General features: G+C 62.9%; 13 protein-coding genes. 2 read left to right on the top strand and 11 right to left on the bottom strand.

The genetic code is table 11. From position 1 onward, the window contains the following. Window positions 1–18: 18 nt before the first annotated feature. From atpA to M1E10_RS06730, 5 genes are all read right to left on the bottom strand, one after another. Complete coding sequence (gene atpA / locus M1E10_RS06710; RefSeq protein ID WP_029617439.1) at window positions 19–1548, bottom strand: F0F1 ATP synthase subunit alpha; 1530 nt, start codon at window positions 1546–1548, stop codon at window positions 19–21. Beyond that, window positions 1548–2114, bottom strand: coding sequence for a FoF1 ATP synthase subunit delta (locus M1E10_RS06715; protein ID WP_499175598.1), 567 nt, complete (start codon window positions 2112–2114; stop codon window positions 1548–1550). Before M1E10_RS06715 ends, atpA begins: the two co-directional genes overlap by 1 nt. 239 nt (window positions 2115–2353) lie before the next feature. Further along, window positions 2354–2740, bottom strand: a complete 387-nt coding sequence (locus M1E10_RS06720; RefSeq protein ID WP_499175599.1) for an AGROH133_08824 family phage infection protein — start codon at window positions 2738–2740, stop codon at window positions 2354–2356. Window positions 2741–2794: 54 nt separating this feature from the next. Continuing rightward, entirely contained in the window at window positions 2795–5017 is a 2223-nt protein-coding gene (locus M1E10_RS06725; RefSeq protein ID WP_499175600.1) for a primosomal protein N', read from the bottom strand. A 52-nt stretch (window positions 5018–5069) separates the two neighbouring features. Next, window positions 5070–5987: a GNAT family N-acetyltransferase gene (locus tag M1E10_RS06730; protein WP_499175601.1), complete on the bottom strand. Its 918-nt coding sequence runs from the start codon at window positions 5985–5987 to the stop codon at window positions 5070–5072. A 138-nt stretch (window positions 5988–6125) separates the two neighbouring features. Here M1E10_RS06730 and M1E10_RS06735 point away from each other — a divergent pair, with 138 nt between their 5' ends. Both M1E10_RS06735 and M1E10_RS06740 read left to right on the top strand, forming a co-directional pair. Beyond that, window positions 6126–7061: a tyrosine recombinase XerC gene (locus tag M1E10_RS06735; protein ID WP_499175602.1), complete on the top strand. Its 936-nt coding sequence runs from the start codon at window positions 6126–6128 to the stop codon at window positions 7059–7061. 90 nt (window positions 7062–7151) lie between these two features. Then, window positions 7152–8231, top strand: coding sequence for a TraB/GumN family protein (locus M1E10_RS06740; RefSeq protein ID WP_499177105.1), 1080 nt, complete (start codon window positions 7152–7154; stop codon window positions 8229–8231). A 7-nt stretch (window positions 8232–8238) separates the two neighbouring features. Here M1E10_RS06740 and M1E10_RS06745 read toward each other — a convergent pair whose 3' ends face one another. The 6 genes from M1E10_RS06745 to sucD all read right to left on the bottom strand — a co-directional run bounded on the left by M1E10_RS06745 (window position 8239) and on the right by sucD (window position 16154). After that, a complete protein-coding gene (locus tag M1E10_RS06745) occupies window positions 8239–8736 on the bottom strand; it encodes a cytochrome b (protein ID WP_499175604.1) in 498 nt (165 codons plus the stop codon). 116 nt (window positions 8737–8852) lie between these two features. Further along, window positions 8853–10259 (bottom strand): dihydrolipoyl dehydrogenase, encoded by a 1407-nt coding sequence (gene lpdA, locus M1E10_RS06750; RefSeq protein WP_499175605.1) that lies wholly within the window; start codon window positions 10257–10259, stop codon window positions 8853–8855. Window positions 10260–10292: 33 nt separating this feature from the next. Further along, complete coding sequence (locus M1E10_RS06755) at window positions 10293–10706, bottom strand: MAPEG family protein (RefSeq protein ID WP_499175606.1); 414 nt, start codon at window positions 10704–10706, stop codon at window positions 10293–10295. Between the two features lie 15 nt (window positions 10707–10721). Next, entirely contained in the window at window positions 10722–11975 is a 1254-nt protein-coding gene (odhB, locus tag M1E10_RS06760) for a 2-oxoglutarate dehydrogenase complex dihydrolipoyllysine-residue succinyltransferase (protein WP_499175607.1), read from the bottom strand. A 58-nt stretch (window positions 11976–12033) separates the two neighbouring features. After that, window positions 12034–15033 carry a 2-oxoglutarate dehydrogenase family protein gene (locus M1E10_RS06765; protein ID WP_499175608.1) on the bottom strand — a complete coding sequence of 1000 codons (3000 nt, stop codon included), beginning with the start codon at window positions 15031–15033 and terminating at the stop codon, window positions 12034–12036. Between the two features lie 218 nt (window positions 15034–15251). Then, a complete protein-coding gene (sucD, locus tag M1E10_RS06770) occupies window positions 15252–16154 on the bottom strand; it encodes a succinate--CoA ligase subunit alpha (protein ID WP_499175609.1) in 903 nt (300 codons plus the stop codon). Window positions 16155–16170 lie beyond the last annotated feature (16 nt).

Genomic DNA, 16170 nt, shown 5'->3' on the forward strand with positions numbered 1-16170 from the left:
TTAGGGCTAGATCTCTTCTCAGGCGAAAGACTTGGCGAAGCTGTCGATGGCCGCCTTGAGCTTTGCCTTGATATCGTCCGACAGGGCCTTCTCGGTGCGGATCGCATCGAGGACGTCCTTGCCTTCGGAGCGAAGGTAGTTGAGCAGGCCCTGCTCGAACTTGCCGACATCGCCGACCGGGATCTTGTCCAGGTAGCCGTTGACGCCCGCAAAGATCACCGCAACCTGCTCTTCCGTCTTGAGCGGCGAGAACTGCGGCTGCTTCAGGAGTTCCGTCAGGCGCGCACCACGGTTCAGCAGGCGCTGCGTCGACGCGTCGAGGTCGGAGCCGAACTGGGCGAAGGCCGCCATTTCGCGGTACTGCGCAAGCTCGCCCTTGATCGAACCGGCCACCTGCTTCATCGCCTTGACCTGCGCGGCGGAGCCGACGCGGGAAACCGACAGACCGACGTTCACGGCAGGACGAATGCCCTGGTAGAAGAGGTCCGTCTCGAGGAAGATCTGGCCATCGGTGATCGAGATCACGTTGGTCGGGATGAACGCCGAAACGTCGTTACCCTGGGTTTCGATGACCGGCAGTGCCGTCAGCGAACCGGCGCCACGCTCGTCGGAGAGCTTGGCTGCGCGCTCGAGAAGACGCGAGTGCAGATAGAAGACGTCGCCCGGATAGGCTTCGCGGCCCGGCGGACGGCGCAGCAGAAGCGACATCTGACGGTAAGCTACGGCCTGCTTGGACAGATCGTCATAGGCGATCAGGGCGTGCTGGCCGTTGTCGCGGAAGTATTCACCCATGGCGCAGCCGGCGAATGGTGCCAGATACTGCATCGGCGCCGGATCGGAGGCGGTCGCAGCAACAATGATCGAATACGGCAGAGCGCCGCGCTCTTCGAGCACCTTCACGAACTGCGCGACGGTCGAACGCTTCTGACCGATGGCGACATAGACGCAATAGAGCTTTTCCGCATCCGGGCCGTTGTCGTGGATCGGCTTCTGGTTGAGGAAGGTATCGAGAATGATGGCGGTCTTGCCGGTCTGGCGGTCGCCGATGACGAGCTCGCGCTGGCCGCGGCCGACCGGGATCAGCGCGTCGATGGCCTTGAGGCCGGTCGACATCGGCTCGTGAACCGACTTGCGCGGGATGATGCCGGGCGCCTTGATGTCGACGCGCGAACGGCGGGTCGTGGCGATCGGGCCCTTGCCGTCGATCGGATTGCCGAGAGCGTCGACGACGCGACCAAGCAGCTCCGGACCGACCGGCACTTCAACGATGGCACCCGTCCGCTTGACGGTGTCGCCTTCCTTGATTTCGCGCTCGGAGCCGAAGATGACCACGCCGACGTTGTCGGCTTCGAGGTTCATCGCCATGCCGCGCACGCCGCCAGGGAACTCGACCATCTCGCCGGCCTGGATGTTGTCCAGACCGTAGACGCGAGCGATACCGTCACCCACCGAGAGAACCTGGCCGACTTCGGAAACCTCAGCCTCCTGGCCGAAGTTCTTGATTTGATCTTTCAGAATTGCGGAAATTTCCGCGGCGCGGATATCCATCAGCCAACCTCTTTCAGTGCAAGCTTAAGGGTGGAAAGTTTGGTGCGAAGGGAGGTGTCGATCTGGCGCGATCCGACCTTGACGATCAGGCCGCCAAGAAGCGTGGGATCGACCGTCACGGCGATGACCACATCCTTGCCAGTGACGCCCTTCAGCGCCGACTTGAGTTCGTTTTCCTGGGCCGGCGTCAACGCGTGAGCGGACGTCACTTCGGCCGTAACTTCGCCGCGATGGGCAGCGGCAATTTGTCGAAAGCCCCGGATCATGCCCGGCAGCGCAAAGAGGCGCCGGTTGCCGGCAACCACCTTCAGGAAATTGCCGACGACGCCGGTGATACCTGCCCGGTCGGCTACAGCCGAGATCGCGCGCTTCTGCTCGTCGGCCGAAAATACCGGGCTGACGACGAGGCGCTTCAGATCGGCGCTGTCGCTCATCATGGCTTCGAAGCGAGCGAGATCTGCGCTGACGGCGTCGATCGAGTTCGACTCGAGAGCGAGTTCGAACAGCGACGATGCGTATCGTTCCGCTACACCGGAAATCAGCTGGGACGTGTCAGCCACGGGCACAGTTTCCCTGAGTTTTTGTCAGGCGCCAGACCTCCGAGAGGGAGACGGACAAGCTCCTGAAATTATTTGCTATTTGATTGAAAACAGCCAGCTTTCTCGCTGACCCTTTCACACGTTCGCGGTTCGTCTAGCATAGGAGCTATGGACTCGCAACACGGCAGATAGGCTAAAAAGCCGCAGCTCCAAGGCTCTGAGCCCAATTTATGATGTGCCGGCCGTCAATCTTTGGTACGGGGGGCTCAAAAATAACCGAATACGTAGCCAAGCGGCAGGCTCGCCAGCGCAATCTGCAGCACCACGGCCAGCACATTGCGCCCGGTCCAGCCGCGGTCCAGCAGCAGCGACAGCAGGCGCCCGAAAGCCCCCATCGCCAGCGCGCTGCCGAGCATCAGGTACGTGAAGTCCTGTGCGAGAGCCAAGGCCGCAAGGCCGAGCCCAAGCTGCAGACCGCCCGAGGAGCGCGCGGCACCAAATCCCTCAGCGCCAACTTCACCTGTGGTGAAGCCGGCAGCCCGGAGCATGGGTGCGGGAAAAAGCAGCGTCAGCAGGCCGACAAAGGCCACCACTGCCGCGGAGAGGAACGCCAGTTGCTCCGGGAGTTCGCTCGGAAAGTAGAGTTCCACCATTCTCTCCTGGAATGCGAAAAAGGAGAATGCCCCATAGCAGCCGGCTCATGATTCTCAAAGGAAGCTCTGCGGATCGACGTCGATCTGCACATGCACCGACCCCCTTATCTTCGGCCCCTTGTCCATCATCACCTGGAGAAAGGCCTGCATGTCGGAATTGCGGCGCCCGTGAATCAGTAGCCGGAACCGGTGTCGCCCCCGCACCAGCGCCAGGGGCGCCTCAGCTGGCCCCAGAACCGATATGCCGGAGATATGCGGCGCGGCGGCCCGCATGCCCCGTGCGTGCAGTTCTGCATCCGCCCGACCTTCCGCCGAGACAATGATCGACGCCAGCCGCCCGAACGGCGGCAGGATCGCCTTCTCCCGCTCGGAAATCTCCCGTTCGTAGAAGGCTGTGGGATCGCCCGAGACGATCGCCTGCATCACCGGGTGCTGCGGCTGGTAGGTCTGCAGCAGGCCATGGCTCTTGAGGCCCGTTCTTCCGGCCCTCCCCGTCACCTGGCTGAGGAGCTGGAAGGTCCGCTCCGCCGCGCGCGGATCGCCATTGGCGAGCCCAATGTCCGCATCGATGATCCCCACCAGCGTCATCAGCGGGAAGTTGTGTCCCTTCGCCACCAGTTGCGTCCCGATCACGATGTCGGCATCGCCGCGCGCAATAGCGTCGAGTTCCAGCCGCAGGCGCTTCACGCCGCCGAGCAGATCGGAGGACATGACGATGGTGCGAGCGTCGGGGAAATGTTTCTCGACCTCCTCCGCAATCCGCTCCACCCCCGGCCCGCAGGCGACGAGATGGTCGAGCGTGCCGCATTCAGGGCAGGCCTCCGGCGTCGGCTCGTGGTAGCCGCATTGATGACACTGGATCTGGTTGCGGAAGCGGTGCTCGACGAGCCAGCTGGAGCACTGCGGACACTGGAAGCGGTGACCGCACACGCGGCACAGCGTCAGCGGCGCATAGCCACGGCGGTTCAGGAAGAGCAGCGACTGGTGGCCGTTTTCAAGCGTCTTGCCGATCGCCCTGAGCAGCACCGGCGACAGGAAGCCACCTCTCTGGGGCGCATGCCGTCGCATGTCGATCAGATGCAGGTCGGGCATGGCGGCATCGCCGAAGCGTGTCGGCAGATGCACCAGATGATAGCGGCCGGCCTGGGCGTTCACCTTGCTTTCGACGGAAGGGGTCGCCGAGACCAGCACGATCGGGAAGTCGCCGATCCTCGCCCGCACGACCGCCATGTCTCGGGCATTGTAGAACACCCGGTCCTCCTGCTTGTAGGCGGGGTCGTGCTCCTCGTCGACGACGATCAGGCCAAGGTTCTCGAAGGGAAGAAAGAGCGCCGACCGGGCGCCGGCAACCACCTGCACCTCACCGGTGACGATGCCGCGCCACACTCTTTCGCGTGTCCGCGGTGAAAGGTCCGAATGCCATTCGCCTGGCTTGGTACCGAAGCGGTCCTGGAACCGCTCGAGGAAGCTTGACGTCAGCGCGATCTCGGGCAGCAGGATCAGCACCTGCCTGCCCTGCCGCAGCGTTTCGGCAATCGCCTCGAAATAGACTTCGGTCTTGCCGGAGCCCGTCACCCCGTCGATCAGCGAGGACGAGAAGCCACCCTTGCGCACGAGCGCGACGATTTCCGCCGCAGCATCCGTCTGCGGCCCCTCGATGCGTGCGAGGGCATAGTCGGGATCCGGCCGCGCCACCACCGGCGGCGGCGGCATGAACACGGTCTCGAACAGCCCGCGCCGCGTCAGGCCGTCGATGACGCTCGTGGAGACGCCGGCGGCATGTGCCAGCCCTGCCCGCGTCCAGGAAATGTCTTCCTCAGCGACAAGATCCAGAACCCGCGCCCGTGCCGGCGTCATCCGCTCCGGCTGGCCGCCGACATAGCGGATGCCCTCGACCATCGGCTCGGGCTCCAGTGCGGCAGGCGCCCGGATGGCCATCCGTGCCACCAGTCCGGGCGGCGAAAGCGTGTAGCCGGCTACCCATTCGATGAAACGACGCATGTCGGCCGACAGCGGCGGGCAATCGAACACCTGCGTAATGGGGCGAAGCTTCTTCGGGTCCAGCTTGTCGTCGGCCTGGCTGTCCCAGACGACACCGATCACCTGGCGCGGACCGAGCGGCACCTGGATGATCGAGCCGGGCTCGACGTGCATCCCCTCCGGCACCGCATAGCTATAGGGACCCGGCGCCGGCAACGGCACGAGAACCGGCACCACCTGTCGGGCTGGCGGCGTTTCGAAAAGCGCGCCGAAGAGATTGGTCGATTCTGTGGACATCCGGCGGGACATTGCCCCGAAGCGGAACAAAAGGGAACCCTTGCGGTGGGTATCAGATCCCCGAAGACTTGATGGGCTCGAAGACGGCGTCTCCATCCGCTCCAAGCTTAGAGACGGTATGCGTTTCGATGGCCTTCGTGACATCCGCAAGATCGCCGTCCAGCTGATCCGGCCGAATCATCTGGCCGATGGTGATATCGAAGCGATTGCCCTTCTTGTTCAGAAGCTCGTAGAACACCGTCATGTCACGCAGTTCCGTCGACCACTTGGCGAACCAATAGAAAAGACCGGAGTTGCGCGCCTTCATATGGATCGGCAGGATCGGCAGATTGTATTTCTTGGCAAGCCCCACCGCTGAGGTCTTCCACGGCCGCTCGTTTAGCTGTCCATCGGCCCAATATGCAATGCGGCCTGAAGGGAACAGCACCATCACCTTGCCGTCGTCCACCGTGCTGTTGGTCAGCACGAGAGTTTCGCGTGTCTTCAGCTTGCTCTTGTGCTCCTCGCGCCATTCCACCGGGATGATCATTTCTGCAAAACGCGGATTGACCCGGACGGCATCGCGGTTGGCAAAGATCATCAGGTCGGGACGGCGTTCCTTGAGGAGGTCGAAGACGGCAACGCCATCCGCAATCCCGGTCGGATGATTGCTGACCAGGATGAAGCCGCCGGATTCCGGAATGCGCTCGGCATTCGTCACCCGCACATCGAGCTTTAGGGTCTCGCTGAGGTATTCAAACGACTGGAAACCCGACATAGCGGCAATGTCATTGGCGAATTCGATCGCCCTGTCGTAGCGCAACAGGGTGTAGAGAAACGGTCGCATGACCGGCCAGAGCGGATGCCTGACGATCCGCTGTCCACGCTCGGTGATGAGCGTATCAACGATATGACCAGGCTTTCCTTGGGAAACCAGAGAAACTGCTTCGGCGAATTGCCCCAGAGGGGACAGAGAATCGCGGCGCGCCATACAAACTCCTGCAGACAGGATAGGGGCTATATCGCAGTCCCGTATGATCGAACAATGACAACGTTGCATCTTTAGCAAATTGTAACGCCGCCCCCTGCAATCTGTGTCGGATACCTGAGCAATTCAATAGGCGCGAAATTGAACGAACTTCTGACGATCGCCGCACCGGACCTGCTCGACAAGCGCCGGGAGTGGCTGGAAAGCCTATGCGACGAGCGCCGCCTGTCGCCAAACACCCTGGACGCCTATGAACGGGACAGCCGGCAATTCCTGTCGTTCCTGACCGAACACCTGGGTGGACCGGCCCGAATCGCCGACATCCATACGCTGCGGACGGCGGATCTGCGGGCCTTCCTCGCCTTCCGCCGACGCCAGGGTGCAGGCGTCCGCTCGCTCGGACGCCATCTGGCCGGTCTGCGTTCTTTTCTGCGCTACCTGGAGCGCCAGGGCCTTGTGAATGCGGCCGCCGCCGGGGCCATTCGGGCGCCGAGGCAGCCGAAGTCGCTGCCGAAGCCGTTGACCGACCAACAGGCCGTCGCAGTGGTCGCGGCCGAAACCCAGCTCAATGAAGAGCCCTGGATCGCCGCCCGGGATGCTGCTGTCCTGACGCTGCTCTACGGCTGCGGTCTGCGCATCTCTGAGGCGCTGGGCCTTCGCCCCGCGGATGTTCAACCGGGCAATACGGTGCTGCGGGTGACCGGCAAGGGCGGCAAGACCCGCATCGTGCCCCTGCTGCCGCTCGTCATAGAGGCGGTGGAGACCTACAGGACACTGTGCCCCTATGTCTTGGCTTCCGATGCCCCCATGTTTCGCGGCGCGCGCGGCGGGCCGCTGCAGCCGGCCATCATCCAGCGCGGCATGCAGAAGCTGCGGGGCGCCTTCGGCCTGCCGGAGACAGCAACGCCGCATGCCCTGCGCCACTCGTTTGCCACCCATCTCCTTTCGGGCGGCGGCGATCTGCGAACGATCCAGGAGCTTCTCGGCCATGCCAGCCTCTCCACCACACAGATCTACACAGGCGTTGACAGCGCCCGGCTGCTCGATGTCTACGACCGCGCCCATCCCCGGGCCTGAGCAGGGCTTTATTAGACGTTAAACATATGCGTTAATCTGTTGTGGAGCCGACGCAATTAGGGTGCGCGGAAATTTCGGACGGATGACATGATGAACCCCGGCTCTTCCCGTATCTCCCGCAGCCTGCCGCGCTGGCTGCCGTCTGTCTCGCTGTGGCTGATGGCCGGGCTCCATCTTCTTCTGCTGGCGTCTCTCATGATGGTGCTGGGCACGCTGTCTCCTGCCCGGGCAGAAACCGAGTGCCGCGGCGAAAACCTGCTCGAGACGCTTCGGAAGGATGATCCCGAACGCTACGTCGAAGTGCTCGACGAAGGCCGGCAGATTGTCAACGGCCAGGGCCTGTTCTGGAAGATCGAACGCTCGGGGAGCCAGCCATCGTACTTGCTCGGCACCATGCATGTCACCGACCCGCGCGTCCTGAAGATGCCTCCCGGCGCGGCAGAAGCACAGGCCGGCGCCCGGACGATCGTGATCGAATCGGACGAGATCCTCGACGAGAAAAAGGCGATGGCTGCCATTCTGGGCAAGCCGGAGCTCACCATGTTCACCGATGGCCGGTCGATCGAAATCCTGCTGGCGGCCGATGATCTCGCTGTGCTCCAGGCAGGTCTGAAAAGCCGCGGCCTTTCTCTCTCCGCCGTCTCCCGGATGAAACCCTGGATGCTGGCGGCCTTCGTCGCCAGTTCCGCCTGCGAAACGGCGCGCAAGGCCGAACGTGCCGTCTTCCTCGACAAGCAGATCGCGCTTGACGCGGTCGCCGCCGGAAAGCCGGTGAAGGGGCTTGAGACGCTTCAGGAGCAGCTTGAAGCGATGACGAAGATGCCGATCGAATTCCACCTCGAGGCACTGGTGGAGACCGTGAAGCTCGGTGACCGCATGGACGACGTCGTGGAGACCATGACGCAGCTCTATCTCTCCGGAGAAACCGGCCTTACGATCCCGGCACTGAAGGCGCTGACCCCAGCGGAATCGGGCGATGACGAAAGCGCCTATGCGGCCTTTGAAAGCGCCGTCATCTCCGACCGCAACAAGCGCATGGCCGAACGGGCAGCGCCGATGCTGGCCGAAGGCGGTGTGTTCATGGCCGTCGGCGCCCTGCATCTGCCGGGCGAGGAGGGCCTTGTCGCCCTGCTCCGCGAGCAGGGCTTTACGGTTACTCCAGCACCCTGAGCCTGGCTCAGCCGACCGTCATCCGCCGCAGGATATTGGTCTTCCAGTAGAACTGGTGCACCAGGACGCCCAGCACATGGGCCACGATGACCAGCCACAGAAGCAGCTTCAGCGGCCCTCCATGGACCGCGCCCGCCTGTTTGATGCCGAAGTAATACGCAGCCATGCCGCTGAACGGTAGGGCAATGGTGATGAAATAGAGAGCACCATGCGCGATCTTCGCCGCCAGACGAAAGAGCGGCGGCTCTTCGGCCGGCAGTGCCGCGGCCTTCATCGTCAGCCTCAGACCGATCCGACAGAGCGTCAGGATCAGGATCGCGATGCCGGCATAGGCGTGGAGATTGGCGCTTGCCACCTGCTCGGCCGTCGCCGTGCCAGCTTGGCTGAACGCTAGGCTCCAATCCTGCATTCCATCGGGAAGCAGCAGGTTGAAGAAGACGAGAGCGACGACCAGCCAATGCAGGATGCGCTGGGAGACTGAATAGGAAACAGGATCGGAAGCCATTTACTTGCCTTTCGTCAATCACTGAGCGGCAATTGCTTCCAGACGATAAAGGCCGCAGCGCGTTAGACAAGCTGCGGCCTTGAAGATGAAGAAGATGTAATTCTGGATTTGCGTTTTTACATGTGGATCGGCTTGAAGAAGGTGGCGAGAGCCGACTCCTTCACCGCTTCCGACATGGTCGGATGCGCATGGCAGGTGCGACCAAGGTCTTCCGAAGAGCCGCCGAACTCCATCAGCACGGCAATCTCGTGGATCATCTCGCCCGCGCCGAGAGCAATGATGTGGCCGCCCAGAACGCGGTCGGTTTCCTTGTCCGCGAGGATCTTCACGAAGCCATCCGTCGCCAGCATGGCGCGCGCGCGGCCGTTGGCGGTGAACGGGAATTTACCGACCTTGTATGCGACGCCAGCGGCCTTCAGCTCCTCCTCCGTCTTGCCGACGGAGGCGACTTCCGGCTGCGTGTAGACGACGCTTGGAATGACGTCGTAGTTTACGTGGCCATGCTGGCCGGCGAGGATTTCGGCAAGCGCCACACCCTCGTCTTCCGCCTTGTGCGCCAGCATCGGACCCTTCACCACGTCTCCGATCGCGTAGATGCCGTCGACATTCGTCTTGTAGTGACCGTCGATCTCGACGCGGCCGCGGTTGTCCAGCACCACGCCTGCCTCTTCCAGGCCAAGCCCGGCCGTAAACGGCTTGCGTCCGGTGGACACGAGCACGACATCCGCATCCAGTGTCTGCGCCTCGCCGCCCTTGACGGCTTCGAAAGTCACCTTCGCGCCGGTGCCTGTCTTCTCGACACCGGTCACCTTGGCGCCGAGGTTGAAGGCCATGCCCTGCTTTGCCAGCATCCGCTGGAACTGCTTGGACACATCGCCGTCCATGCCGCCGAGGATGGTGTCGAGATATTCGATGACGGTCACCTTGGCGCCGAGGCGCAGCCACACCGAGCCGAGTTCGAGGCCGATCACACCGCCGCCGACGACGATCATGTGCTCCGGCACCTTGTCGAGCGCGATGCCGCCGGTGGACGACACGATTACCTTCTCGTCGATGTCGACGGCGACACCCGGAATGCCGGCAATGTCCGAACCGGTGGCGATGACGATGTTCTTCGTCTCGAGTTCCTGCGTCTTGCCGTCCTCGCCCGTCACAGAGACCTTTCCGGCCGAGACGATCTTGCCGGTGCCCTGGAAGCCGTCGATCTTGTTCTTCTTGAACAGGAACGACACGCCCTCGACGTTGGACTTCACGGTCGCATCCTTGTGCGCCATCATCTTCTCGAGGTTGAGCTTCGGCGCCGCGATCTCGACGCCGAGTTCATCCATCCCGTGGGCGGCATGGCTGAACATCTCGGAGGCATGCAGCAGCGCCTTGGAGGGAATGCAACCGATGTTCAGGCAGGTGCCGCCGTAGGTCGAACGCTTCTCGACGACCGCGACCTTGAGCCCGAGCTGTGCCGCCTTGATGGCGCAGACATATCCGCCGGGGCCGCTTCCGATGACGACGAGATCATATGCCATTTCAGATTCCTTTTTAGTGAAACGCCGCGTCGATCAGGCGAACAGGGCAAACATCATCATCAGCAGCCCGAGGATGCTGACAAGCCAGACGAGCGAGCGGATGTAGGGTATTCCGGCAAGGTAGAGCGGAACATAGGCGATCCTGGCCACCAGCCACACGGTGCCGCCGACGAGCCCGAACCCGGACGCATCGCCGGTGAACGACAGTGCAAGCAGCAGCCCGACAAAGGCTGGATAGGTTTCCCGAAAGTTCAGGGAAGCCCGCTCCGCCCGGCCGGCCAGGGCACCCTTCGGCGCCCTGCCTTCGTCCCTGGGCCCCGCGTTCCAAGCGGACCCCAGTTCCTTGGTCGCCAGCATGCCCTGCAGCCCGATGTGGACGAGCAGCAGGACCACGCTGAGGGTGAGCAGCGTCAGGAGATACGTGGCATCTGCCGAAGCGATGTCCATGCTGCTTTTCCTTGCTTAGAGGTCGAGAACCAGACGTTCAGGATCTTCCAGGCTTTCCTTGACCCGCACCAGGAAGGTGACGGCTTCCTTGCCGTCGACGATCCGGTGGTCATAGGACAGTGCCAGATACATCATCGGACGGATGACCACCTGTCCGCCGATGGCGACCGGGCGTTCCTGGATCTTGTGCATGCCGAGGATACCCGACTGCGGTGCATTGAGGATCGGCGAGGACATCAGCGAACCGTAGACGCCGCCGTTGGAGATGGTGAACGTGCCGCCCTGCATGTCGGCCATGCTGAGCTGGCCGTCGCGTGCTGCCCGGCCCAGGCGACCGATTTCCTTCTCGATCTCGGCAATCGACATCTGGTCCGCGTCGCGCACGACCGGCACGACAAGACCCTTGTCCGTGCCGACGGCGACGCCGACGTGGCAGTAGTTCTTGTAGATGATGTCGGTACCGTCGATTTCGGCGTTGACCGCCGGCAGTTCCTTCAGCGCATGAGTGACGGCCTTGGTGAAGAAGCCCATGAAGCCGAGCTTCACGCCGTGCTTCTTCTCGAAGATATCCTTGTAGCGGTTGCGCAGATCCATCACCGCCTTCATGTCCACCTCGTTGTAGGTGGTCAGCATGGCAGCCGAGTTCTGGGCATCCTTCAGACGGCGCGCGATGGTCTGGCGCAGGCGCGTCATCTTCACACGCTCTTCGCGGGACGCATCGTCCGTGCTGGATGGTGCGCGGGCAGCCTTCGGAGCCTCGGCCTGGGCCTGGGCCGCCGGTGCGGAAATGCCCTTGGTTACGGCTGCTATGACATCGCCCTTCAGGACCTGGCCGCGCTTGCCCGAACCATCGACCTGCTCGGCCGAAAGATTGTTTTCCGAGAGCATCTTGGCAGCGGCAGGAGCCGCCGGCATGTCGGAAGGAGCGGACTTGGCAGCGGCTGCCGGCTCTGCAGCCTTGGCCGGAGCGGGTTCGGAAGCCTTGGCCGGCTCTTCAGCCTTTGCGGGAGCAGCGGGAGCTGCCCCTGCGCCACCTTCGGAAATCTGTCCGAGAAGTGCGTCGAGACCGACAGTCTCGCCGTTCTGTGCAACGATTTCGGTCAGGACGCCGGAAGCCGGTGCCGGAACTTCGACCGTGACCTTGTCGGTTTCCAGCTCGACGAGCGGCTCGTCGGCCTTGATGATGTCGCCGACTTTCTTGAACCAGGTGCCGACGGTGGCTTCGCTGACGGATTCCCCGAGGGTCGGGACGCGGATTTCGGTGGCCATGGTCTGTTTCCGTTTTCTCTAGGATGCCGTTATTGGGTGTCGCGAAGGCGGCTGAGGATCAGCCGCCGAGCGCGTCTTCAAGGAATGCTTCAAGCTGTGCCAGGTGCTTCGACATCAGGCCTGTGGCAGGCGAGGCCGCAGCCGGGCGACCGGTGTAGCGGACGCGCTGGTACTTGGCGTCGATATGGGCAAGCACCCACTCCAGGTACGGATCGATGAAGGACCAGCTGCCCATGTTCTTGGGCTCTTCCTGGCACCAGACCATCTCCGCATTGCGGAAGCGCGACAGCTCGTTGATCAGCGCCTTCGCCGGGAACGGATACAGCTGCTCGATGCGCAGCAGGTAGACGTCGTCGATGCCGCGCTTCTCGCGCTCTTCCAGAAGGTCGTAGTAGACCTTGCCCGAACACATCACGACCCGACGGATCTTGGCGTCCTTCTGCAGCTTGATCGGGCCATCCTTGATGACCTCCGCATCATCCCACAGCAGGCGGTGGAAGGAGGATTCGCCTGCAAACTCTGCGAGCGCCGAGGTGGCACGCTTGTGGCGCAGCAGCGACTTCGGCGTCATCAGGATGAGCGGCTTGCGGAAATCGCGCTTCATCTGGCGGCGCAGGATATGGAAGTAGTTGGCCGGCGTCGTGCAGTAGGCGACCTGCATGTTGTCTTCCGCGCACATCTGCAGCCAACGCTCCAGGCGTGCCGAGGAATGCTCTGGTCCCTGCCCCTCGTAGCCGTGCGGCAGCAGGCAGACGAGGCCGGACATGCGCAGCCACTTGCGCTCGCCCGACGAGATGAACTGGTCGAAGACCACCTGCGCGCCGTTGGCGAAGTCGCCGAACTGGGCTTCCCACAGGGTCAGCGCATTCGGACGCGCCAGCGAATAGCCGTATTCGAAGCCGAGCACCGCCTCTTCCGAGAGCATCGAATTGATGACCTCGTAGCGGGCCTGCGTCGGCGACAGGTTGGCAAGCGGAACGAAGCGCTCCTCCGTCTCCTGATCGTAGAGAACCGAATGGCGCTGCGAGAAGGTGCCGCGTTCGACATCCTGGCCGGACAGGCGGATCTTCGTGCCCTCGACGGTCAGCGATCCGAAGGCCAGTGCCTCGCCCATCGCCCAGTCGATCCCCTCGCCGGTCTCGATCATCTGCGCCCGGTTGTCCATGAAGCGCTTGATCGTCCGGTGCGCGTTGAAGCCTTCCGGAATGGTCGAAAGCTTGCGACCGATCTCCTTCAGCTGCTTCATCGGCATGGCGGTCTTGCCGCGGCGCTGCTCGTCGGCATTGTCGGCGGAGCGCAGACCGGACCAGACGCCGTCCAGCCAGTCGGCCTTGTTGGGCTTGTAGCTCTGGCCCGCCTCGAACTCCTGCTCGAGGTGCGCGCGCCAGTCCGCCTTCATCTTCTCGAATTCGCCATCGCTGATCAGGCCTTCGGCGATCAGGCGATCGGCGTAGATCTGCGCCACGGTCTTGTGGCCGCGGATGACCTTGTACATCTTCGGCTGCGTGAACGCCGGCTCGTCGCCCTCGTTGTGGCCGAAGCGGCGGTAGCAGAAGATGTCCAGGACGACCGGCTTGTGGAACTTCATCCGGTATTCGGTGGCGATCTTGGCGGCGTAGGTGACGGCTTCAGGATCGTCGCCGTTGACGTGGAAGATCGGCGCCTCGATCATCTTTGCCACGTCCGACGGATACGGCGATGAGCGGGAGAAGGCCGGATTGGTGGTGAATCCGATCTGGTTGTTGATGATGACGTGCATCGTTCCGGCGACGCGATGGCCGCGCAGGCCGGAGAGACCGAGGATTTCGGCTACGACGCCCTGGCCGGCGAAGGCCGCATCGCCGTGCAGGAGCAGCGGCAGCACCTTGGAGCGTTCGGCCAGCGGAACGATACCATCCTTGTCGGCGGTCTTGGCAAGCATGTCCTGCTTGGCGCGCGCCTTGCCCATGACCACAGGATTGACGATCTCAAGGTGCGACGGGTTTGCCGTCAGCGAAAGGTGGACCTTGTTGCCGTCGAACTCGCGGTCCGAAGACGCGCCGAGGTGATACTTGACGTCGCCAGAGCCTTCGACGTCGTCCGGCTTGAACGAGCCACCCTTGAACTCGTGGAACACGGCGCGATGCGGCTTGCCCATAACGTTGGTCAGCACATTCAGGCGGCCGCGGTGGGCCATGCCGAGAACGATTTCCTCGAGGCCGTCCTGGCCACCGCGCTTGATGATCTGCTCGAGTGCGGGGATCAGCGATTCACCGCCGTCGAGGCCGAAGCGCTTCGTGCCCTTGAACCGGACGTCGAGGAACTGCTCGTAGCCTTCAGCCTCAACCAGCTTCTGCAGGATGGCCTTCTTGCCGTTCGGAGTGAACTCCACGCCCTTGTGCGGGCCTTCGATGCGTTCCTGAACCCAGGCTTTTTCTTCCGGGTCTGAAATATGCATGAACTCGACACCCATCGTCGAGCAATAGGTGCGCTCCAGGATGTCGATCATTTCGCGAATGGTCGCGAACTCGAGCCCGAGCACGTTGTCGATAAAGATCTTGCGGTCGTAGTCGGCCTCGGTGAAACCGTAGGCGCTGGGCGACAGCTCGTTGTAGTCCTCCACCGGAATGGCAAGACCGAGCGGATCGAGCTTGGCGTGCAGGTGGCCCCGCATGCGGTAGGCGCGGATCATCATGATGGCGCGGACGGAATCGCGCGTCGCCTGCAGCACGTCGGCCTCGTTGACCGTCGCTCCCGTGGCAACCGCTGCGGCCTCTGCCTTCGCCTTGACCTTGCCTTCGATCGCCTTTTCAACGACCGGCCAGTTGCCGTCGAGCGCCGAGACGAGATCGCCTCCGGCATCGATCGGCCAGTTCTTGCGCTGCCAGGATGCACCCTTGGCGGCCTTCTTCACATCGTCCGGACTGTCGGCGAGCGCCTTGAAGAAGGACTGCCATTCCGGGCCGACCGAATTCGGATCGTCCTCATACCGGGCATACAGCTGCTCTATATAGGAGGCATTCGCGCCGTCGAGGAAGGAGGTGATGAGGAACTGCTCGTTGGCTTCTTGCCGTGCCATGATTTTCTTGCGGACGCCGCGCCCGCCTCCCGACGAAACTGAGGGCCAAAAGATGAGCGTCGGCCGTCGCTTTGATGGTCTTGTCTCTGAAGCCGCCTGAGACGGCCATGGTCCGCGCCGTTGACGCTGAACCCGCAAGGACGACACCTGTTCCGCACCGCCTTGCCGATTGTGTGGCCGACCGGCGCAAGCCGGGCGGCCTTGATGCCTATGTGGCCTTAGCCCTTGAGGACTTCAACCAGCGTCGTGCCGAGACGGGCCGGAGAAGGCGACACCTTGATGCCGGCCGCTTCCATGGCCGAGATCTTCGATTCCGCATCGCCCTTGCCGCCGGAAACGACAGCGCCGGCGTGGCCCATGGTGCGACCCTTGGGCGCCGTACGACCGGCGATGAAGCCTGCCATCGGCTTCTTGCGGCCCTTCTTGGCTTCGTCGATCAGGAACTGAGCCGCGTCTTCTTCCGCAGAACCACCGATCTCGCCGATCATGATGATCGACTGGGTGGCCTCGTCGGCGAGGAACATCTCCAGGATGTCGATGAATTCCGTGCCCTTGACCGGATCGCCGCCGATGCCGACAGCCGTGGTCTGGCCGAGGCCTTCGTTGGACGTCTGGAACACGGCTTCATAGGTGAGCGTGCCGGAGCGCGAGACGATACCGACCGAACCCTTGCGGAAGATCGAGCCCGGCATGATGCCGATCTTGCATTCTTCCGGGGTGAGGACGCCCGGGCAGTTCGGGCCGAGCAGGCGCGACTTGGACCGGTCGAGGCGAGCCTTGACGCGAACCATGTCCATGACCGGGATGCCTTCGGTGATGCAGGTGATGAACGGGATCTCGGCGTCGATCGCCTCGATGATCGCGTCGGCGGCGCCTGCCGGCGGAACGTAGATCACGGATGCATCGGCGCCGGTTGCTTCCTTGGCTTCGGCCACGGTCGCAAAGATTGGCAGGCTTTCGCCCTTCGAGCCGGTCCAGGTTTCGCCACCCTTCTTCGGGTGGATGCCGCCGACCATCTGCGTGCCGTAGTAGGCCAGCGCCTGTTCGGTGTGGAAGGTGCCGGTCTTGCCGGTCAGGCCCTGAACCAGGACCTTGGTGTTCTTGTTTACAAGAATTGACATTGTTTCCGGTCCTTCA

It is taken from the genome of Rhizobium sp. PK7-22 (assembly GCF_056530405.1).